The sequence below is a fragment of the Agrobacterium sp. Azo12 genome (genome assembly GCF_029193765.2).
Classification (GTDB): domain Bacteria; phylum Pseudomonadota; class Alphaproteobacteria; order Rhizobiales; family Rhizobiaceae; genus Agrobacterium.
Genome location: NZ_JARFYO020000001.1, coordinates 1841409 through 1862403 on the forward strand (window position 1 = coordinate 1841409; position 20995 = coordinate 1862403).

The 20995-nt window shown below is 57.0% G+C and carries 15 protein-coding genes; 10 read left to right on the forward strand and 5 right to left on the reverse strand.

What is annotated here, in order from left to right; translation table 11 throughout:
- Positions 1–71 precede the first annotated feature (71 nt).
- A complete protein-coding gene (gene bluB / locus PYL13_RS08595) occupies positions 72–758 on the forward strand; it encodes a 5,6-dimethylbenzimidazole synthase (RefSeq protein WP_275641016.1) in 687 nt (228 codons plus the stop codon).
- 34 nt (positions 759–792) lie between these two features.
- Here bluB and PYL13_RS08600 read toward each other — a convergent pair whose 3' ends face one another.
- Positions 793–1875, reverse strand: coding sequence for a DUF2865 domain-containing protein (locus PYL13_RS08600; RefSeq protein ID WP_368077676.1), 1083 nt, complete (start codon positions 1873–1875; stop codon positions 793–795).
- A 178-nt stretch (positions 1876–2053) separates the two neighbouring features.
- A complete protein-coding gene (locus tag PYL13_RS08605) occupies positions 2054–4363 on the reverse strand; it encodes an NADP-dependent malic enzyme (RefSeq protein ID WP_192487744.1) in 2310 nt (769 codons plus the stop codon).
- A gap of 199 nt (positions 4364–4562) precedes the next feature.
- Here PYL13_RS08605 and PYL13_RS08610 point away from each other — a divergent pair, with 199 nt between their 5' ends.
- On the forward strand, positions 4563–5393 hold the full coding sequence (locus PYL13_RS08610; RefSeq protein ID WP_192487745.1) for a UDP-2,3-diacylglucosamine diphosphatase: 831 nt from the start codon (positions 4563–4565) through the stop codon (positions 5391–5393).
- A gap of 96 nt (positions 5394–5489) precedes the next feature.
- On the opposite strand, the gene PYL13_RS08615 is transcribed toward PYL13_RS08610, so the two are convergent.
- Positions 5490–5870, reverse strand: coding sequence for a winged helix-turn-helix transcriptional regulator (locus tag PYL13_RS08615; RefSeq protein WP_275641393.1), 381 nt, complete (start codon positions 5868–5870; stop codon positions 5490–5492).
- A 152-nt stretch (positions 5871–6022) separates the two neighbouring features.
- Here PYL13_RS08615 and PYL13_RS08620 point away from each other — a divergent pair, with 152 nt between their 5' ends.
- Together PYL13_RS08620 and PYL13_RS08625 are read left to right on the forward strand one after the other, a co-directional pair.
- Positions 6023–6412 carry a DoxX family protein gene (locus tag PYL13_RS08620; protein WP_275641017.1) on the forward strand — a complete coding sequence of 130 codons (390 nt, stop codon included), beginning with the start codon at positions 6023–6025 and terminating at the stop codon, positions 6410–6412.
- Between the two features lie 25 nt (positions 6413–6437).
- The gene (locus PYL13_RS08625; protein WP_275641018.1) at positions 6438–7181 is read left to right on the forward strand and encodes an SDR family NAD(P)-dependent oxidoreductase; all 744 of its coding nucleotides are present in this window, start codon (positions 6438–6440) and stop codon (positions 7179–7181) included.
- A 40-nt stretch (positions 7182–7221) separates the two neighbouring features.
- Here the strand turns inward: PYL13_RS08625 and dgcA are convergent, their stop codons facing one another.
- Positions 7222–8205 carry an N-acetyl-D-Glu racemase DgcA gene (gene dgcA / locus PYL13_RS08630; RefSeq protein WP_275641019.1) on the reverse strand — a complete coding sequence of 328 codons (984 nt, stop codon included), beginning with the start codon at positions 8203–8205 and terminating at the stop codon, positions 7222–7224.
- A gap of 141 nt (positions 8206–8346) precedes the next feature.
- On the opposite strand from dgcA, the gene PYL13_RS08635 reads away from it, so the two are divergent.
- The 4 genes from PYL13_RS08635 (at position 8347) to PYL13_RS08650 (ending at position 12396) form a co-directional block, all read left to right on the forward strand.
- The gene (locus PYL13_RS08635; RefSeq protein ID WP_275641020.1) at positions 8347–9510 is read left to right on the forward strand and encodes an ABC transporter permease; all 1164 of its coding nucleotides are present in this window, start codon (positions 8347–8349) and stop codon (positions 9508–9510) included.
- 37 nt (positions 9511–9547) lie between these two features.
- Positions 9548–10369, forward strand: coding sequence for an ABC transporter ATP-binding protein (locus tag PYL13_RS08640; RefSeq protein WP_250983227.1), 822 nt, complete (start codon positions 9548–9550; stop codon positions 10367–10369).
- Positions 10370–10377: 8 nt separating this feature from the next.
- Complete coding sequence (locus tag PYL13_RS08645; RefSeq protein ID WP_250982646.1) at positions 10378–11748, forward strand: MlaD family protein; 1371 nt, start codon at positions 10378–10380, stop codon at positions 11746–11748.
- A gap of 99 nt (positions 11749–11847) precedes the next feature.
- Positions 11848–12396: an ABC-type transport auxiliary lipoprotein family protein gene (locus tag PYL13_RS08650; protein WP_250983226.1), complete on the forward strand. Its 549-nt coding sequence runs from the start codon at positions 11848–11850 to the stop codon at positions 12394–12396.
- 26 nt (positions 12397–12422) lie between these two features.
- Here the strand turns inward: PYL13_RS08650 and PYL13_RS08655 are convergent, their stop codons facing one another.
- Complete coding sequence (locus tag PYL13_RS08655; RefSeq protein WP_275641021.1) at positions 12423–12794, reverse strand: Hpt domain-containing protein; 372 nt, start codon at positions 12792–12794, stop codon at positions 12423–12425.
- A 468-nt stretch (positions 12795–13262) separates the two neighbouring features.
- Between PYL13_RS08655 and PYL13_RS08660 the strand changes: the two genes are divergently transcribed.
- Positions 13263–19745: a hypothetical protein gene (locus tag PYL13_RS08660; RefSeq protein ID WP_275641022.1), complete on the forward strand. Its 6483-nt coding sequence runs from the start codon at positions 13263–13265 to the stop codon at positions 19743–19745.
- 191 nt (positions 19746–19936) lie between these two features.
- Positions 19937–20257, forward strand: coding sequence for a (2Fe-2S)-binding protein (locus tag PYL13_RS08665; protein WP_259146619.1), 321 nt, complete (start codon positions 19937–19939; stop codon positions 20255–20257).
- Positions 20258–20995 lie beyond the last annotated feature (738 nt).

The window sequence follows — 20995 nt, forward strand, 5'->3', positions numbered from 1 at the left end:
CGGCGGGAATGGTTGTTTGCCGGATGGGTTCTGCGGGATCTGCCGGCGATAGGCATTGTTGGGGATTAACGATGCAGGATGATCCGTTTTCTGAAGCCCGCCACGCGGCCGGCGCTTTTTCCTGTGATGACAAGGCAGCCGTTTACAGGGCCATTGAGACGCGCCGTGATGTGCGCAATGAGTTTGAAAGCCATCCATTGCCGGATGATCTGGTGCAGCGGCTGCTGGCCGCCGCTCACGCCGCACCTTCGGTCGGTTTCATGCAGCCGTGGAACTTCACACTGATCAGGGATCAGACGGTGCGTGATGCCGCCTGGCAGGCTTTCGCCCGTGCCAATGAGGAGGCGGCGCTGCTGTTCGAAAATGACAGGCAGAGCCTTTATCGTAGCCTCAAGCTCGAGGGCATTCTCAGCGCGCCCCTCAGCATCTGCGTGACCTGCGATCCGACCCGTGGTGGTACCGTCGTTCTGGGCCGCACCCACAACCCGCGCATGGATGTCTATTCCACGGTCTGCGCCATCCAGAACCTGTGGCTTGCTGCCCGTGCCGAAGGGGTGGGCGTCGGTTGGGTCAGTATCTTCCATGATGCAGACATACGCCGCATTCTCGGCATACCCGACCATATCGAAATCGTTGCCTGGTTATGTCTGGGTTATGTGACCGAACTCTACCGAGAGCCGGAACTGGCCGTGAAGGGCTGGGCCAAAAGGCTGCCGCTGGAAGATCTGGTGTTCCACGATCGGTGGGGCCGTCGCTAAATCTATTGGCGCGTGTGAGGAAAGGCGTCGTGCATCACTGCTGCTGCGGTTGTGCACCTTGCAGAGCCGGATTGTGCAGATCGATCCGGCTGGTTTCCTCGGGCAGAAATTGTGGTCCAACGACCCGGACTTTACTGTCTTTGGGGTCATAGTCGCGCTCCGCAGGAGCTGCGGCAACGGGTTGTTCTGCCTGCTTCTTTTCGCCATTCGGCGTCTTGATATCGGTAATGCCGGAATAGGGTTCTGCCGGTTTGGACTGGTTGGCCTCTTCCTGCTTTTTCATCTGGTCGAAATAGGACGCCATGTTGCAGCCGCAGGACGGCGAGCGGGTGTCTGCTGACGTGTTGCGATAGGCAAAGGCGGTCGGCAGGTCCTTGTATGGTTTGCCGGTCTCGGCAGAAACCATGTCCGCACTCTCCTGACCTTGCAGGGAGTGGTAATAAAGCTCGGTCTCAGAACCGGGGCACATTTGCTCACAGGTCGCGGCCTGACGGCGAAAATCAAGCGGTGAGGCATTGGACGAAATCGGGAAGAACGCGCCGTCGCAGGTGCGTACACACAGGGTTCTAAGGCCGCCCTGCATTGGCGGTGTGAACACCGGCTGGCGGTTTGGGTCCACCTCGATCATGCCGGGTGGGGCAAATTCCTGGGTCTGATCATTCGGGCTAGCAGCCGCAGACTGCGGGCGCTCGTCAAAGCAGCCATTGGCATCAAGTGCTGCCATGACACGGTCGCGGTCAACGCCGCGATTACGTTGCTGCGCTATCATCTGGTCGCGGCTGACAAGCAGGTCGTCACGCTCCGCCTCGGCGTCATAAAGCGCATCTTCAATCTGGTCGCACAGCTGGGCATTTTCACCACCGTAAACGACAATGCTGCCGCTCGAGCAGCCATAGGCCCTCAGATCATTGCGGATTTTGCGGATGATGATGTTCTGGCGGGTCAAGGCGCTGGCAAAATGGCGCACTTCGGCAGTGTTGCCAATAATCTGGGCCGGTGCGCGCAATTCCTGACGCAGGTCATCACACACAGAGGCGGCAAAGGACACGGCAGGAAAGCTACCGATCAATACCGGCAAAAACAGCATTGTAAAATTGCGCAGTTTCAAAGCTGTCACCTGTATGTTCCGCTTCCGGTGTGGTTGCGTTTTCGGCTTCGCGTCTGCGGACATCCAAACAAAAAGGATGGAAAAAGATATGCCGCAAGCGCCTCATTCATCAGATTGTTATCATATAAATGAGGCAGTTGCGGCAATCGGCAATTCAAAACTGCGTTAACGCAGCTTTAGGGCACCATTACGGATGCGAGGCTTCCACGACAGCCAGGGCTGCCATGTTGACCACGCCGCGCGATGTCACGGTTGGCGACAGAATATGTGCGGGCAGGGCGGTACCGAGCAGGATCGGGCCAACGTGGAGCGCATCCGTCATGGTGCGAACCAGACCGAGCGAAATATTCGCTGCGTCAAGGTTCGGGAACACCAGCAGGTTTGCTTCGCCAGACAGCGTGCTGTCAGGCATCGCACGCTTGCGCAGGCTTTCCGTCAGGGCAGAACCACCCTGCATTTCGCCATCGACTTCGAGATCCGGTGCGGTGTCACGCACGATCTGCAAGGCGTCACGCATCTTGCGGGCGCTCTCCGAATCACGCGAACCAAAGTTGGAGTGGCTGATCAGCGCTGCCTTTGGCGTAATGCCGAAGCGGCGGATTTCCTGAGCGGCCAGAATGGTGCTTTCAGCAACTTCTTCTGCGGTTGGATTGTAGGTCACAAACGTATCGGTGAAGAAGGTTGCGCCACGCTGCGAGATGATCAGGCTGAGGCCCGAGAATGCACGCACGTCCTTTTTCTTGCCAATGATCTGGTTGACGTCACGCAGGTGCCGGTCAAAACGGCCTTCAAGACCGCAGATCAGGGCGTCTGCTTCACCACGCTTGACCGACAGCGCACCAATAACGGTGGTGTTGGTACGAACGATGGTGCGGGCAGCTTCCGGGTTGATACCCATGCGTCCAACCAGCGCGAAATAGTCATCGACATATTCGCGGTAACGTGGATCGTCTTCCGGATTGACCACGGCAAAGTCCGCATGCGGACGAATGCGCAGACCGAAACGCTTGAGGCGGGATTCAATGATCTGCGGACGACCGATCAGGATCGGTACGCCAGTGCCTTCTTCCAGCAGAACCTGGGCCGCACGCAGCACGCGCTCGTCTTCACCTTCCGAGAAGATGATGCGCTTCTTCTCAGCCGATTTCGCAGCGGCAAAGATTGGCTTCATCACAAAGCCGGAGCGCCAGACGAAACGGTTCAGCTGGTCGAGATAGGCGTCGAAATCGGTGATCGGACGCGATGCAACGCCGCTGGCCGCCGCTGCACGGGCAACGGCCGGTGCAATGCGCAGGATAAGGCGCGGGTCGAATGGCGACGGAATGAGGTAGGTCGGTCCGAACAGCGGCGTGTCACCGGAATAGGCTTTCGCAGCCACTTCCGAGATTTCTTCACGCGCCAGTTCGGCAATTGCCTTGACGGCCGCCATCTTCATTTCTTCGTTGATGGTGGTTGCACCACAATCCAGCGCGCCGCGGAAAATGTATGGGAAGCAGAGAACGTTGTTCACCTGGTTCGGGAAGTCGGAACGGCCGGTGCAGATCATCGCATCCGGACGGGCTGCACGCGCAACTTCCGGCATGATTTCCGGGTTCGGGTTGGCAAGCGCCAGAATAAGCGGCTTTTCAGCCATCTGTACCAGCAGCTCAGGCTTCAGAACGCCAGCCGCCGAGAGACCGAGGAAGACATCTGCGCCATCGATGGATTCGGCCAGAACGCGCTTGTCGCTCTTCTGGGCGTAGATTTCTTTCCACTCGTCCATCAGGGTGTTGCGGCCGTCATAAACGAGGCCTTCAATGTCGTGAACCCAGATGTTTTCCTTCTTGGCGCCCAGCGACACCAGCAGGTTAAGGCAGGCAAGGGCAGCCGCGCCGGCGCCTGACGTGACGATCTTGACATTGCCAAGCGACTTGCCGGCCAGTTCCAGGCCGTTCATTACGGCGGCAGCCACGATGATCGCGGTGCCATGCTGGTCGTCATGGAACACTGGAATGTTCATCTTTTCGCGCAACTGGCGCTCGACTTCGAAACATTCAGGTGCCTTGATGTCTTCAAGGTTGATGCCGCCAAAGGTCGGCTCCAGCGCCGAGATGGTCGAGACCATGTCGTTGATGCCGGGCGCGTCGATTTCGATGTCGAAAACGTCGATGCCGGCGAATTTCTTGAACAGGACGGCCTTGCCTTCCATCACTGGCTTGGAGGCCAGCGGACCGATATTGCCAAGGCCAAGTACGGCCGTACCGTTGGAGATAACCGCCACCAGATTGGCGCGTGCCGTATATTCGGCGGCCGTTTCGGGGTTTTCGTGAATGGCAAGGCAAGGTGCTGCAACACCCGGCGAATAGGCCAGTGCCAGGTCGCGCTGGTTGCCGAGCGGCTTGGTGGGTTGAATTTCAAGTTTGCCGGGGCGCGGATAGCGGTGGAAAAACAGCGCCTGTTCGTCCAGGTCAGCACTTGCTGGTTTTGGTTGAGTTTTGTTTTTATCCTGCGAATTCATTCCTGCACCGCTTTTTTCAAATGTTTTCGTTGGGCTTCTGAATACATCAATCAGCCCCATGGTACAGCCGTTATTTGATTGATTCGTGTCAAAATGAGTGTGGGTGAAGAGGGTTTTGCGGCAGAAAATAGTCCTTTGTCATGATGCTGAAACACGACTCTGGTTCTGGAGTATGTAGTTTGATTGCCAAGACAGGGGGATGAATTCCGTGGCCCGGCAAATGGAAACCAGACATTTCAGAACCTTATTTATCTCGGACGTGCACCTTGGCTCCAAGGCTGCCAAAACCGACTACCTCCTAGATTTCTTGCGTCATCATGATGCTGACACGATTATTCTGGTGGGAGACATCATTGACGGCTGGCGTTTGCGCCGCAACTGGTACTGGCCGCAAGGCTGCAACGATGTTGTACAGAAACTGCTGCGCAAGGCGCGCAAGGGTGCCCGGATCATCTATATTCCCGGCAACCATGATGAGTTCCTCAGAGAGTTTCCCGGTTCGCACTTCGGCGGTATCGAAGTCGCCGAACGCATGGTGCATGAAGCGGCAGACGGCAAGAAATACCTGATCATCCACGGCGATGAGTTTGACGTGGTCGTGCGTAATGCCCGTCTGCTCGCTTACCTCGGTGACTGGGCCTATGACGCAGCAATTGCCATCAATGTGATATTGGCAGCCGTTCGTCGCCGTATCGGTCTGCCATACTGGTCGTTCTCGGCCTGGGCAAAGCTGCAGGTCAAACATGCCGTCAACTTCATTGGCGAGTTCCAGCGCGTTGTGGTGGACGAAGCCAAGCGTAACGATGTGGACGGCGTTATCTGTGGTCATATCCACCACGCCGTGATCAGCGAGATGGACGGTATCCGTTACATCAATACTGGTGACTGGGTGGAAAGCTGCACGGCAATTGCCGAAAATGAAGATGGCAGTTTTGAATTGATCACCTGGATGCAGGCAGAAGAAAACCCTGAAAACATCGAGCAGGAAGAGCAGATCGCTCTGCCACCTTTCCCGATGCGCGCCGCCTGACGTGACAGGGTGACAAGCGCCTCTCTGGGGCGTGCATTTCATCTCAGGCTGTCACCCGAAAATAGCGGTTGCCTCCAGTGTTTGGCGGCAACCCAACTACTTTTTCGGCGTTACTTTGCGTCCACGTGCCACTTTTTCCGGGACGCTTTTTCCATATTCATTCCACCAGGCCGTCAACGCTTCCATTGTCGGACCGAGGCCTCTGGCTTTCGCAGTTATCTCGTACTCCACGCGAGGCGGGACCTCGGCATAGACTGTGCGGGAAACCAACCCGTCCAACTCAAGTTCCCGCAATTGGGCGGTCAACATATGCTGGGTGATGCCAGGAATGGCTTTGCGCAGTTCGTTGAACCGATAAATGCGCTGGTTGAGAAGCCACATGATTTCGAGTTTCCATTTCCCCGAAAGCAACGCGAATGCACGCCGCATTTCTTCGTGCATATTTGCGCCGTCCAGCTCATTAGTCTGGTTTTCCATACTTACCACGCGAAATTCATCCTACTTGCGAAGATTCATCTAATACCACATTTTCAATGCGAACACCGGATAATCAGCAGTCGCTAATCCGGAACACTGAAAATCTTGAATGGAGCAATCTGCCGAAGTCATTCGGCGGCAAGGGATATCTCATGTCTGAATTCTATATTTACTGGGCCGCAACGACCCTGCTGGTCGCGCTCTATATAGCCTCTGTCATAACCTATGTCGCAAAGACAGAATGGGTCCGGCAGACAATTGCCGGGTTCGGTTACCCAACCTACCTCGTCCATATTTTAACGGTCGTGAAGCTCGCCGCTGTCGTGGCCATCCTGTCCCGCTTCAATGTTGGCGTGAGCGATCTGGCCTATGCCGGGATGCTGTTTCACCTTCTTCTGTCCGGGCTGGCCCATATCGGGGTTCGAAAGCCCGCAGGTGCTCTGCCTGCCATCATAGGACTGGCGCTGCTTGCCGCATCCTTCACCACCCAGAACGCCGGGCGCGATGTTCCATCATCCTATGCCCTGGCGCAGGCGCACTAATCCCCCACCTGGAAAGGAAATCAAAATGGGAAAACTGACTGGAAAAATTGCCATCGTTGCAGGCGCTGGCAGAGGAATAGGTCGAGCGACGGCAGAACTATTTGCTGCTGAGGGTGCAAAAGTAGCTGTGCTGTCGCTTACGCCTGCAAATGTAAATGCGGTGGTCGACAGTATTCAAGCCAAGGGTGGCACGGCGCTCGGCGTGACGTGCGACTTGAGTGACGGCGAACAGATTACTGAAGCCGTCGCCAAAGTCGTGCAGACATTTGGCGGCATCGACATTCTCGTGAATGTGGCCTTCGACCCATCTGCGGTGCACTCGCCGATCCTCGATTTGCAAGTCGACCAGTTGCAACGCAATTTCGATATGGGACCGATAGCGTATCTGCGTACCATGCAGGCCTGTTACCCACATCTGAAACGATCGGGCGAGGGACGTGTGATAAATTTCGCATCGCTGGCTGGTGTTTTGGGCATGTCGCCTTACGGGCCGTATAACATGGCCAAGGAGGCCGTTCGTGCACTCACCAGGTCTGCGGCGCGCGAATGGGGACCGGACAATATTACGGTCAACAACCTTCTTCCTGTCGCCGACACCTGGGGTGCTGCACAGAATGCTCCAGCGCCAACCAATGCACTTGGTCGTCACGGCTCGCCGGAAAATGATATCGCGCCCGTTGCGTTGTTCCTTGCCAGCAGCGATTCGAAATTCATTACCGGTTCAAGTCTGACGCCGGACGGCGGTCAAATCATCGATAGCGCAAGATAAGACACGTTGGCGTGCTGTATCGACAGCACGCCAATTTCTATCAGCCCCACAGCGACCGTTCTGGTGGATGCACCAGCGAACCTTCATAGGTGAGAGCAGGGTCACGATCTCTGGCCAGCAACAACGGGCCGTCGAGATCGGCATATTCGGTACCCTGTGCCAACAGCACGGCAGGTGCCATGGCCAGTGACGTTCCAACCATGCAGCCGACCATGATGGTGTAACCCAACCGGATGGCTTCCTGCTTCATCACAAGCGCTTCCGTCAAGCCGCCAGTCTTATCCAGCTTGATGTTGATGGCGTCATAGCGGTTGCGCAGGGTTTCGAGATCGGCGGTCGAGTGAACGCTTTCATCGGCGCAGATCTGCACCTGCCGGTGGATGCGCGCCAGGATTTCGTCCTTGCCTGCAGGCAGAGGCTGTTCGATCAGCGACACATTGAGCGCTGCTGCAACAGCAAGATGGTGCTCAATATTGTCGTCGGTCCAACCTTCATTGGCATCGACAATGATCCGACTGTCTGGGGCGGCCTTTCGCACGGCTCGCATGCGGCTTTCGTCGTCATCGGTGCCAAGTTTGATCTTGAGCAGTGGGCGGTGTGCATTGGCGGCCGAATTGCGCGCCATGGTCTCGGCATCACCCAGTGAAATTGTATAGGCGGTGACCAGCGGCACGGCCGGTTCATGCAGGATCTGTGAGGCAACACTCAGACCGGAGCGTTTTGCCTCATAGTCCCAGAGCGCGCAATCGACGGCGTTGCGGGCGGCACCCGGCTTCATCACATGTTGCAGCTCCAGCCGATCCAGCCCTTGAGAGACAGCGTCAGCCATCTTCTCGATATCGGCAATCACGCCCTCGATGCTTTCGCCGTAGCGCTTATAGGGCACACATTCGCCAACACCGGAAAAGGCGCCGTCGCCAATGGTGCATGTCACGACGTCCGCCTCGGTTTTGCTACCGCGTGAAATCGTGAAGCTGCCGGCTATGGGAAAGGATTCTGCTATCACCTGAAGTTGCGCGGACATGAGTTACACTTCGATATTGTGCGGAAATCGTGCGTAAAATCAAAAAACTCGCGAAATCCGGCCTGTTGCGATGGCTTGTCATCTTGTGAAAAGATATGAATCGATAGATTCGATGGCAAAGCTGCACGCGTATAGGAAAAGATGCAAGCTCGCGATAACAACACGGACGCCCATCAGGCGAGCATTGCTTCGGATGAAAGCTCCGCAGGCGGGCCTGTGCGTTTTTCGCTGAGCGGTGATTGGCGCAACGACACGATCACTGGCGTTCTCAAAGAAATTTCCCAGCCCGGCCAAAACAAACAGTCCGGCAGTGTCGAGATCGACCTGTCCGGTATTGGCCGTGTCGATACGGCTGGCGCCTGGATCATCCAGAAGTTTCGCAATGAACTGAACGCCAACGGCGCCGAGGTCAGCTTTACCGGTGGCAACACCCGCGTCGAGGAACTGGTCGAAGCGCTGCCGAGCGAGGCGGGGCCGCCAGCCGATGCCGCGCCGCGCAAAAGTCTTGTTCAACGCGTTTTTGAGCCTGTTGGCCGCAATGTTGTACAGGCGGGCGGCGATTTTCTGGCTGGCATGTATATTCTCGGCTCGGCCGTGCGTGGCGCGCAGATGAAGCTCGGACGGGGGACTGGTGTGTCTCCAGCCGCCATCATCAACCAGATTGATCACATGGGCGTGCGCGCCGTGCCAATCATTGTGCTGATGTCGTTTCTGATTGGTGCGATCATTGCGCAGCAGGGCGCGTTCCAGCTTCGTTATTTTGGCGCGGAAGTGTTCGTGGTCGATCTCGTCGGCATTTTGCAACTGCGCGAAATCGGCGTGCTGTTGACGGCGATCATGATTGCCGGCCGCTCCGGTAGTGCGATTACCGCCGAAATCGGCTCGATGAAGATGCGTGAAGAAATCGACGCGCTGAAGGTCATCGGTCTCAACCCGGTTGGCGTGCTGGTTTTCCCGCGCCTTGTTGCGCTGACGATTGCCCTGCCGCTTTTGACCATTCTTGCCAACTTCGCCGCGCTGTTTGGTGCAGCCGTCGTGGCATTGATCTATTCCGGCATCACGTTTGAAGTGTTCCTGTCGCGTTTGCACGCGGCTGTTGAGATGTCGACCATCGCGTCGGGCATGATCAAGGCGCCGTTCATGGCGCTGATCATCGGTATTGTCGCCGCAGTCGAAGGCATGAAGGTGGGGGGCAGCGCGGAATCGCTTGGCCAGCACGTCACGTCTTCGGTTGTTAAATCCATCTTCGTCGTCATCCTCGTAGACGGGCTTTTTGCCATCTTCTACGCGGCGATTGATTTTTAAGGGGATGGCCGTGGCAGACAACACCGACGTCGAGAAAATCGACATCCAGAAAAACGACAGCAAAAAACAGGACCGCGAAGTCGTTCTCTCCGTGGAGGGACTGACGGTTGGTTTTGGCGATAAGTTGATCCTCGATAATCTCGACCTTGATGTCTACAGAGGCGAAATTCTCGGTTTCGTTGGCGCGTCCGGTGCCGGCAAGTCGGTGCTGATGCGCACCGTGCTGCGGCTTTTGCCGCGCCGTTCCGGCAGCATCAAGATTTTGGGCACCGATTACGACACGGCCAATGAAGAAGAGCGCATGGCGCTCGACACACGACTTGGTGTGCTGTTCCAGCAGGGCGCGCTGTTTTCCGGCCTGACGGTCAAGGAAAACATCCAGCTGCCGATGCGCGAATATCTCGATCTGCCCAAGTCGCTGATGGATGAGCTCGCACGCCTGAAGATCGATATGGTCGGTCTGAAGCCAGATGCTGCTGATAAATATCCGTCTGAATTGTCGGGCGGCATGATCAAACGTGCGGCTCTTGCTCGGGCACTGGCGCTTGATCCTGATCTGGTGTTTCTGGATGAACCGACCTCGGGTCTTGATCCGATCGGTGCTGCAGAATTCGATAACCTTATTGCAAAACTGCGTGATACGTTGGGTTTGACCGTTTACATGGTGACCCACGACCTCGACAGTCTGTTTTCCGTCTGTGACCGTATTGCCGTTCTCGGCAACAAGAAGGTCTTGGTTGAAGGTACACTTGAGGATATGTTCGCCTGCGACGATCCTTGGGTTCAATCATACTTCAAGGGCAAGAGAGCCAGAGCGGTTGTGTCTCCGAATAACGTGCATGAAAATTCGATGGAGTAACAAAAGCTATGGAAACCAAGGCAAATTACACCATCGTCGGTATTTTCACGCTGATCGTTGTCGCGGCAGCCTTCGGCTTTGTCTACTGGATGGCCGAGTTTGGACGCGGCGGCCCGATGGCCCAGCTGATCGTGCGCATTCCCGGTTCCGCCAACGGTCTGTCCGTCGGCTCTCCTGTGCGCTTTAACGGTATTCCCGTCGGTACGGTGCGTGGCCTGTCGATTGATTCCGACGACCCGCAATATTCCATCGCTTTCACTGAAATTCAGGCACAGGCACCTGTGTTCACCAGCACCCGCGCTGTTCTGGAAATTCAGGGCCTGACGGGCGCCGCCTATATCGAACTGTCCGGCGGTCGCAAAACTGACGAACGTATCTTGCAAAAGGCGTTTGAAACCGGACTTCCGGCCGAACTGACGGCCGATCTGTCAAGTGTGACCAACCTTCTGGCAACCGCCGACAAGATATTGACACGCGCCGACAATGCGATCGGTGAATTGCAGGGTTTCGTGCAGGACGCGCGGGGTCCGTTGACCCAGACCGTTCGCAATGCCGAGAAATTCTCCACTGCGCTGGCTGATAACTCCGATGGTATCGACAAATTCCTGGAAAGCATGAGTTCGCTGTCCGTCACCGTAAAGTCGGTGTCGGGACGCCTGGAAAGCACGCTTGCCGCCGTGGAAGATCTGGTGCGTGCCGTTGATGCCAAGAAGGTCGATACGATTCTCGCCAATGCTGAAAAGGTTAGCGGCGATGTCGCCAGAGCTTCAGGCAACGTCGATGATCTCATGGCGAGTGTGAAACGTACCGCCGAAAGCTTTGAGAAAACCGGTGATGACGCGCAGGTCGTGTTGAAACGGGCAGACACGCTGCTGGCTGCGGTGGATCCGGCCAAGGTTGGTACTGCGGTTGATGATATTTCTGTGGCGACCAAGGATGCACGCAGCGCGATTGCCTCCTTCAAGGGCGTGGCTGACGATGTTGACAAGCGCCGTGACCAGATTGATCGCACCATTGCTGACTTCCAGGAAATGGCCGGCAAGCTGAATGCCGCCTCCAACCGCGTTGACGGAATTCTTATAAAAGTCGACAACTTGCTTGGAACCGATGACGCCAATTCGCTGTTTGTGAAGGCGCGTGAAACTCTGGCATCGTTTAAAGCCGTGGCGGATAACCTGAATGCGCGTGTTGGTCCTATCGCCGATAATCTGGCACGGTTTTCCGGTGCAGGTCTGCGAGACGTTCAAGCGCTCATTGGAGACACCCGTCGGACGGTCGATCAGTTGAATAATACGATTATGAACTTCGACCGTAATCCGCAAAGGTTGCTTTTTGGCGGTGAAACCGTCAAGCAGTATGATGGAAGAACACGGCGTTGATAATGATTCCGTACAAGGTGGCAAAGGGGTAATGTGAATATGGCTGTTGCAATACGCCCTGCGACTATCCGTGCGGTACTGGCATTTCCCTTTGTTCTTATGTCGTTGAGCGCTTGCGGCACTGCTGCCAAGAACGATACATTCGACCTTTCCGCGTCATCTTTGGCATCGACCGAAGGCCGTTCGCTAAAGAACCGCCAGATTCTGGTGCCGGAGCCAACCGCGCTGAAAACGCTCGACAGCGAAAATATCGTTGTTCGCCTGTCCTCATCTGAGGTTCAGTATCTGGCAAGCTCGCAGTGGAGCGATCGCCTGCCAAAGCTGGTGCAGTCCAAGCTGGTTGAAGCCTTTGAAAACACCGGCAAGCTGGGCGGCGTTGGCCGTCCGGGGCAGGGCCTGGCCATCGACTATCAGGTCGTGACCGATATCCGTTCGTTTGAAATCGATACCAAGGGCGGCAATGTCGCGGTGGTGGAAATTTCGGTCAAAATCCTCAACGACCGTAACGGCACCATTAAGGCGCAGGAGTCTTTCAGGGCTGAAACCCGGTCTTCCGGCACGACAAATGCTGCCTTCGTAAAATCACTGGATGGCGCATTTGCCGCCGTATCGCGACAGATCGTTGACTGGACGCTGAAGTCTCTCTGACAAAACGATCAGGCTCTGTCTCTCGGTTAAGAGCGGCAGAGCTTGAGAATGAAGTTTTCCGCTTCAATGACCGAGCTTGTCACCTGCGCAAACAGATTGCTGTCTGCAGGATTACTTTCCAGATCTCTCGCCGCTGCCGATACACGAAATGCACCGACCGCATCCGCCGAACCTTTCAGGCGGTGGGCCAATGCGACGATATTGGCATGATCGGCGTCAGCCAGTTCATGCAGGATAACACGCGTGTTGCGGGCAAAAAGCTGGAGGATTTCGATTTCGAGATCTTTGTCACCCATGGTCTGTTTTGCCAGGTGGGCGAGGTCGACGGGTTTGGAATTGGCTGCAAAACTGGATGAAAAATTATCCGGCATACTAAATGCCATACTTGCCGCTGCCATGATGGGTTTCCCATTTTGTTATATTCTGTGCCGGATTTACGCACATGACAGTGTGGTATCTTCCTAAAATGCGGCACAAAGCGGGCTGATTTTTTTAGATATGGTTAATTTATGTTAAATCGATATGAAACAAGAGCTTGCTGATTAAGATGTGATTTAAAAACTGTTAACAAGGGCGGTCATTCCCTGATGGCGGCAAATGCGTTAATTGTTTCAAGGGCGTAAATGTGCCACTACGATACTGCTATGGTGCGTGCGCTCAGGCCGGAACTTTATGAAATGACACAATGATGTTATTTTCGTTCCGTGAATGAGGGGTGCGCCATAGGGGGTGCATAGTAATGAGCGGGACATATTCTACTGTGTAAGGGTAGGGTTTCCTGTAGGCATGATGCCTCGGACGGTCTTAGGCGGCTGACTGATCGAGGTTATATCTGGCCGGGCGTATTAGTAACGAGGCGTAACCGCATGGCGAATAACAAGTTCAGTGACTCGATCGACGAGACTGCTTTTCAGGCGCTGGAGGATGCCCTCCAGAGTGGCAAATCTGAAGCAGATGCACAGCCTCGGAGACGATCGACGCCAAAGTCCTCGGAGGCTAAAGTGCCCGACACGTCCAGAAAGCCGGTAGCAGACCCTGCGCCGCGTACTGCCGCTGAACAGAACAGAGCATCGGGGCTTGAAGCCGCCAATGACGGTTCCAAGCGCAATCCGGTTGCTCTTTTGAAGTCGCTGGAAAGCACATCCATCACATCTGCCATCCGCAACGCCACAATCCTCTCGATTGTCTGGGCGCTGTGCGGCCTGGCACTCGGTCAGGCCATCTACGGCAACCTGATCTGGGAAGCCGGCTCATTGGCCGAACTGTTTGCCATTCCGGGCATCATGGCCGTGTTTGTCGGCATTGTTGTTCCTGTCATTCTTTTCTATGCCTTTGCCATCATGATGGCGCGTGCCCGCGACCTGCGTAACGCGGCCCGTTCGATGGCAGAAGTTGCCCTTCGTCTGGCAGAGCCGGAAACCGTTGCCGCTGACCGCATCATGTCGGTAGGGCAGGCGGTTCGCCGCGAAGTCTCCGCCATGAATGAGGGCATCGAGCGCACCATTGCCCGTGCGACAGAGCTGGAAACGCTCGTTCATTCCGAAGTGAATGCACTTGAGCGCAGCTATGCCGACAATGAACTGCGTGTTCGCAGCCTGGTCAGCGAATTGTCGTCGGAGCGTGACGCCATCGTCAACCACGCCGAGCGCATCCGTGCATCGATCATCGGTGCGCAGGACGAGATCAAGGAAGAACTATCGCTGGCTGGCGAAGAGCTGTCCATCCGTCTGGCAACAACCGGTGAAGCCTTTGCTTCGATGATCGACACCCGTTCGGCTGCTCTGCTTGAGAAGTCGCGTGTGACGACCGAAGCCATGGGCAGCCTGATTGCCGCCAAGACCGACAATCTGCTCAAGGCGCTGCACACATCCGGCACCAGCCTTGCCAATGAATTCGACATGCGCCTGCACAACCTCACCTCGACCATGTCGGACCGGGGCGGTGTGTTGCTGGAGCAGTTTGCGACGCAGGCTTCGACACTGGATGCCGGCGCTGAAAAGCTCAATTCCGCAATTGAAGAGCGCACACGTCTTCTCAACGAAGTGCTGACATCGCGCACCAAGGAATTGTCCGATAATCTCAACCGTGGCGAAGAGGCGATTGCCGGTTCGCTGGATACCGTTCTCAACAAGCTGGGTGAAACCCTTGACGAGCGCGGCCTGTCGTTCCGCAAGAGCCTGCAGTCCACGGCTGACGACGCGATCATGGATCTCGACCTGCGTTCGGGTCTGTTTGAAGAGCGCCTTCAGGCAACAGTTGGTCAGGTCAACTCGGCCTTTGACGAGCGCGTTGCAGAATTTGCCAGCGCCTTTGATCGTCGCGCCGGTTCGCTCGACAGCAAGCTTATGGAAAGCCTTGCCCGGATCAACGAGGCTGTTGCCGGCGGTTCCGATGCCATCGACGGTATCTTGAGCTCCAGCATTGATCGTCTCGGCTCTGCCCTGACAGACCAGTCCTTCGCTCTGGCGACAGCACTCGGCACCGGTCAGGAAATGCTCGAAAACGCTCTTGATGAGCGTAGCCGCGAACTGACCAATGCCGTTGCATCGCGCACCCAGGAAATCACCACGGCGCTTGGCGATACGCATGAACGTATCGACAGCATCATGGCAGAGCGCAGCGGTGCATTGTTCAATGCCCTGTCTGCCAGCCAGAACCGTTTTGATGAAACGCTTGCACACCGCTCCGAATCCATCACCAACTCGCTGTCTGGCGCTCCAGAGCGCATGGCTGAAATTCTCGATGCCAAGGCCGCAGAAATTACCAATGCTGTTGCCGATATCGAACAGCGCCTTGCTGCTGCTCTCGAAGGTCGCTCCACAGCCATTGCCGAGACACTGGAAGAGAAGGCCAACTACATCACCAGCGCAGTTGCCGGTGTTGAAGAGCGCCTGTCCAACACGCTGGATGATGCTTCCATGGCGATTTCGCTGTCGCTGGAAAGCCGCACCTCCTTCCTTGCGGATACCGTGTCTGATGCCCAGCAGCGTATTGCCTCGACACTGGATGGTGCTTCGTCTTCGATGACCAATGCTCTGGAAAGCCGCACGGCCTACCTGACCGAAGCGGTTGCCGACGCCGAACAGCGCCTGTCCAACAAGCTGGACGACGCATCCATGTCGATGCAGCTGTCGCTGGAAAACCGCACATCCTTCCTGGCCGACGCCGTCTCGGATGCCGAGCAGCGCCTTGCCTCGACACTGGATGGCGCCTCGACTTCGATCACCAGCGCGTTGGAAAGCCGCACGGCTCACCTTACGGATGCAGTCACGGATGTTGAACAGCGTCTGGCCAGCACGCTTGAGGGTGCATCGACTTCGATCACCAACACGCTGGAAAGCCGCGCGGCTTACCTGACCGACGCCGTTTCGGATGTCGAACAGCGCTTGGCCAACAAGCTTGATGACGCCTCCATGTCGATCGCCATGTCGCTGGAAACCCGCACATCGATCTTTGCAGAGACGGTATCTGACGCTGAACAGCGCATTGCCAGCACGCTGGACGGCGCGTCGTCGTCGATTTCCACGGCGCTGGATAACAAGACGACCTACCTCGAAAACGCGGTTGCCGGTGTCGAACACCGCCTGACGTCGTCTCTCGAGCAGACGTCTTCGGCAATCCTCGGTTCTCTGGAAGAGCGCGCCGCTGTCATCTCCGGTTCGGTCATCAACGTCGAGCAGCGTCTTGCCGACACGCTTGAGGGATCTTCGGCCAATATTTCCGGCATGCTGTCCGGCAAGGTCAACGAGATCAGCAATGTTGTCACCGGCATCGAACATCGCCTGGTCAACACGCTCGACGACAAGTCGGCTGTTATTGCTGAAACACTCGGCCGTAACGCTGCCCATATCGAAAACACCGTCGGTTCTGCGGCCCACCTCATCGACAGCAAGGTCAGCGATGCTGCCTACCTGATCGAAAACAGCGTGACGGGTGCAGCCAACCGTATCGAAAACGCCATCGACGGCGGCACCGACAAGTTTGCCGGCACGCTGGAAACTGGTGTGTCTCGTCTCGAGCACAGCCTGACCGCGTCGCACGAGCAGATCAAGAACACCTTCGAGAAGCGTCACGCCGATATCGAGCAGACGTTGACCTCTGCCGGCGACAAGCTGAACGAGATGTTGTCCGATCAGGCCGTATCCATCGGCACCAGCGTTGCGTCGAGCACCGGCATGCTGGAAATGTCTCTGGAAGGTCAGCAGGAAGCCCTGCAGCGCGTTATCGCCTCTAGCAGCGCCGATCTTGAAGCAAGACTGCGCAACGGCATTGGTGAGATCGCCGGCAAGATCAGCGATGCGGCAGGGGACATCAGCACTGCAGCAGACAGCCTGTCCTCGCGCATCGACCAGTCGGTCAGCGGCGTTGCTGGCCAGCTCGGTGAAACCGAAGCCCGTCTTGGCCAGTCGCTTGACGGCTTCCAGCACCGCATCAAGACAGACCTGCACAATGTCAGCGCAACGATTGATGAGGCCAATGCCCGCATCTCCGAGACGCTCGGCACTCGGTCGCAGGAATTTGTCAGCGCCGGCAGCGAGGTTGCCGATCGCATTTCGTCGACCATCGACGAGCGCCTTGGCACCATGGACCGCGCGCTGAACATCGGTCTTGAAAACGTCAACCGCACCATCGGCGAAAAGGCCACCGGTCTTGCCATGACACTGCGTGAAGCCGTGACCTCGGCCACCCAGAGCATGGACGGTGAAGCACTGCGTTCTGCTGAACTTCTGGCCAGAACCGGCAGCGAGTTTGCCTCGACCCTGCGTGACACGGTTTCCACCACCACCCAGAACATGGATGGCGAAGCCCAGCGCTCGGCAGAACTGCTGGCCAGAACCGGTAGCGAGTTTGCCTCGACCCTGCGTGACACGGTCTCGACCGCCACCCAGGACATCGGTGGCGAAGCCCAGCGCTCGGCAAAACTGTTGGCCAGAACCGGTAGCGAGTTTGCCTCGACCCTGCGTGACACGGTCTCGACAGCCACCCAGAACATCGATGGCGAAGCCCAGCGCTCGGCAGAACTTCTGGCCAGAACCGGTAGCGAGTTTGCCTCGACCCTGCGTGACACGGTCTCTGCCGCCACGCAGAACATCGACGGCGAAGCGCAGCGCTCGGCAGAACTGCTGGCCAGAACCAGCAGCGACTTTGCCCAGCAGGTGCAGGCTCGTAATGCTGAGTTCACACAGGCCATCGAAAACCGGTCCGGCGATATCATCAACCGTATTTCGGATGCGCAGAACCGCTTGTCCTCGCAGGCTGCTGCCGTTGCCCAGACCTTCTCCGAAGCTGGCAATGTCATCGTCAACAAGGTTGCCGAAGCAGAAACCGTGGTCCGTTCGCAGGCCGACACCATTGCCCAGAGCCTGTCGCAGGTTGAGGCAGCACTTGGTGCCCGTGGCGACTCCATCCGCACGACGCTGGATGAGCGCACCCGCGAACTGAACTCGATGCTGGCCAGCCGTTCGGCAGAACTGTCGCGCCTGATCGAAGAAAAGGCCCGTCCGGTCGTCGACCAATATGCCAATATCGGTCAGGAAGCTGCCCACCGCATCGCAACGGCTGCCCGTGAGGGTGTTGAAACCCTGTCGGCCACCAATGCAGAAATCGTCAACCGCGTTGAACAGACGGTTGGTGATCTCAATGCTGCGGTCAGCAAGGCCTCGGTAGACTTCAACGCGGCCGACCAGTCGCTCGGTCAGACGGCAAACCGTTTTGCCGAAACCGCCTCGCAGGCTGCCGACATGGTGTCCAGCTCCAGCCGTCTGCTGGAAGGAAAGATCGACCGTCTGTCGAACATTTCCGGCCAGACACTGTCGCAGGTCGCCGGTATCGTTGGTCGCTTCGAAGAGCACTCCAAGATGCTGTCGCAGGCATCCGATCTGCTCGGCGCGGCCCAGTCCAGCTTGGTTGGCACATTGGAAGAGCGTCAGGATACCCTGCGCAGCCTGGCCGTAAGTCTGGTCAAGCGTTCTGAAGACATTGAAGCCACAATGCGCAACGTTGTTTCGTCCGTTGAAGGAACAATGGGCCATGCGGAAGAACGTGCAGCCAATGTTGCCGGTACGCTGAAAGAAAACCTGTCGTCTTCGTTCTCTGAAGTTGGCAAGGCTCTGGACGAGACCGAACAGCGTGCCCAGTCTGCCGCTGCCAATATGCGCAACGCGCTGCTCTCTGCCGGTCAGGAAGCAAACCGTTCCATCGAAACGACACTTGCGGACGCTCGCAAGTACTCGGACGAACTGGCCGACCGTGTTCGCACTGGCGTCCAGTCCTCGCTGGCCGACGTCGACAGCATCCTTGGCAGCGCCACGGAGAAGTCCACGGCTGCCGCTGCAAACGTCCGTGAAACGCTGCGTCTGGCAGTCGAAGAGGCGGTAACCCGCTTCTCCGGCGCAACCGACGAAATTCGTCGCTCCAGCCAGGACATTCGCAAGGAACTGGATTCGACCCGTGCAGAACTGAAGCGTGGTGCTTTCGATCTGCCGGAAGAAGCCAAGGAAAGTGCGGCCGCCATGCGTCGCGCCGTGGCAGAACAGATCAAGGCGCTGCAGGACATTTCGCAGCTGGTAGGCCGCTCGGCCACCCAGATGGAAATCTCCCACGCACGCCCTGCAGCCCCGCAGCCGGCTCCACAGGCGCCACAGCAGGCCGCCCCACAGGTTGAGCGTCGTGTTGCAGAACCTGCACCACAGCCAGCTGTCGCGGCTCCTGTAGCGCGTGCACCTCAGCCACAGACCCCGGCCCAGGTGCTGGGCACCTCTGCTGGTCTGCGTGGCAGCCTGCCACTGGAAACCGCAAAGCCGCAGGTCCAGACAACAACCATCTCTGACCAGGCCGTACAGCGTGGTGAGGGCAGTGGCTGGATCAGCGATCTGCTGCGTGGTGCATCACGTGACCCGAATGCGCAGCAGGCAACAGCTGCTGTCCGTCAGCCGGCAACCCGTCCGGCTGCTGAAACAGCACCAAGCCAGGCATCGCGCAACACCGACAACCGCAATCCGCGTCACATGGTGGAATCTCTGAATTCCCTGTCGGTCGATATCGCCCGTGCGATTGACCACGATGCATCGGTAGACCTGTGGCGCCGTTACCAGCGCGGTGAGCGCGACGTGTTCACCAGACGCCTCTACACGCTGAAGGGTCAACAGACCTTTGATGAAATCAAGCGCAAGTATGAGCGTGAATCGGAGTTCAGAACTGCGGTTGACCGTTACATCGCTGACTTCGAAAAGCTGCTGGCCGACGTTGCCAAGACAGACCGTGACCGCACTGTAACCCAGTCCTACCTCACGTCTGACACCGGCAAGGTCTACACGATGCTGGCCCACGCCGCCGGTCGTTTCAACTGATCTGAAAAGTCAGCAAGCACTTACGTACTTTGAAAACCGCCCCATCCGGGGCGGTTTTTGTTTGTGCAGGGGGTAAAATCCTCAAGCCTTGGGCGTTCCAACGCAAAGGAATGCCCCATCGATGTTGCCATTTGGGTCTTGGCTTTCTATGTGTGGAACAAACGATAACCCGCAATTTCTGGATTTCTGACATGACAAAACTGACAATCGTTGCTTTCGACGGCGCGACCATTGACCTTGATGTTGCAGACGGTTCCACCGTTATGGAAAATGCCGTGCGCAATTCTGTTCCTGGCATTGACGCCGAATGTGGCGGTGCCTGTGCCTGTGCTACCTGTCATGTCTATGTCGATGATGAATGGGCCGAACGTGTCGGCCCGCCAGAAGCGATGGAAGAGGACATGCTGGACTTTGCATTCGACGTGCGTCCAACCTCGCGTCTGTCCTGTCAGATCAAGATGAGCGCCGAGCTGGATGGCCTCATCGTACACGTGCCTGAGCGTCAGGGCTGATATTGCCGGCTGCCGGCACCTGTTACAGGCACCATCTGCCAACAAACGCGCCGGTCATTTTCCGAATTCGGTTTCGGTCAAAAAAAGCCTCGCTCTCCGCATGAAGAGCGAGGCCAGGCGGGCATGCCGCCACGAGGCGAGGGAGGATGACACCTGTGGTTCTGTGGACACGCCAGGGAACTCGAACGCTGCTAACAACTTGGAAATTTGCCGAACGGATGGGTATCGCATAACCACATGTTGGCGCGACCCTAATCCATTGAAATCTGAAGTCTTTCCCACTCCGTATTTAAGTTTTTTATAATTAAAAACACTGATTCGCCACGCCAAGAAATCAATCATAAAAGCGTGGGATCAACCTTAGGTGAGCAGGGTTGGCCGGGCGGCCTTGACGGCCATCGCCCGGCCAAATCACGAGAAAACATCACGTAACGGAAGTTTGTTGCCGAGCGCACATTGATGCAGCCGCGCGGTGCCAGCGGTTAGTTGGGCTGTCAAAGCGCCAAGGGAGGCGTCATAAGCAATGTTTTGGCATGGCAGGGCCAAACCTCGCCAGCGTCATCCTCGCCCTTGAGGCGGGGATCCAGGCCATTTGCACATGCGCTGCGCGTTCGGATGTTCGGGAATGTGTGAGGTCGAACAATGGACGAAAGCGTCCTCCACAAACGCTCCTCATGCCTTGTGCTTGCTGTGGGCAGCCAGCGGAGCGCGTCTGCGCGACAAAAGAGTCTGTTCGGC

What these genes read in the sequence shown, in the direction of transcription:
- bluB (WP_275641016.1), top strand. Translation starts at nt 72, where the DNA reads ATGCAGGATGATCCGTTTTCTGAAGCCCGCCACGCGGCCGGCGCTTTT.
- PYL13_RS08605 (WP_192487744.1), bottom strand. Translation starts at nt 4,363, where the DNA reads ATGAATTCGCAGGATAAAAACAAAACTCAACCAAAACCAGCAAGTGCT.
- PYL13_RS08610 (WP_192487745.1), top strand. Translation starts at nt 4,563, where the DNA reads ATGAATTCCGTGGCCCGGCAAATGGAAACCAGACATTTCAGAACCTTA.
- PYL13_RS08615 (WP_275641393.1), bottom strand. Translation starts at nt 5,870, where the DNA reads ATGGAAAACCAGACTAATGAGCTGGACGGCGCAAATATGCACGAAGAA.
- PYL13_RS08620 (WP_275641017.1), top strand. Translation starts at nt 6,023, where the DNA reads ATGTCTGAATTCTATATTTACTGGGCCGCAACGACCCTGCTGGTCGCG.
- PYL13_RS08625 (WP_275641018.1), top strand. Translation starts at nt 6,438, where the DNA reads ATGGGAAAACTGACTGGAAAAATTGCCATCGTTGCAGGCGCTGGCAGA.
- dgcA (WP_275641019.1), bottom strand. Translation starts at nt 8,205, where the DNA reads ATGTCCGCGCAACTTCAGGTGATAGCAGAATCCTTTCCCATAGCCGGC.
- PYL13_RS08635 (WP_275641020.1), top strand. Translation starts at nt 8,347, where the DNA reads ATGCAAGCTCGCGATAACAACACGGACGCCCATCAGGCGAGCATTGCT.
- PYL13_RS08645 (WP_250982646.1), top strand. Translation starts at nt 10,378, where the DNA reads ATGGAAACCAAGGCAAATTACACCATCGTCGGTATTTTCACGCTGATC.
- PYL13_RS08650 (WP_250983226.1), top strand. Translation starts at nt 11,848, where the DNA reads ATGTCGTTGAGCGCTTGCGGCACTGCTGCCAAGAACGATACATTCGAC.
- PYL13_RS08655 (WP_275641021.1), bottom strand. Translation starts at nt 12,794, where the DNA reads ATGGCAGCGGCAAGTATGGCATTTAGTATGCCGGATAATTTTTCATCC.
- PYL13_RS08660 (WP_275641022.1), top strand. Translation starts at nt 13,263, where the DNA reads ATGGCGAATAACAAGTTCAGTGACTCGATCGACGAGACTGCTTTTCAG.
- PYL13_RS08665 (WP_259146619.1), top strand. Translation starts at nt 19,937, where the DNA reads ATGACAAAACTGACAATCGTTGCTTTCGACGGCGCGACCATTGACCTT.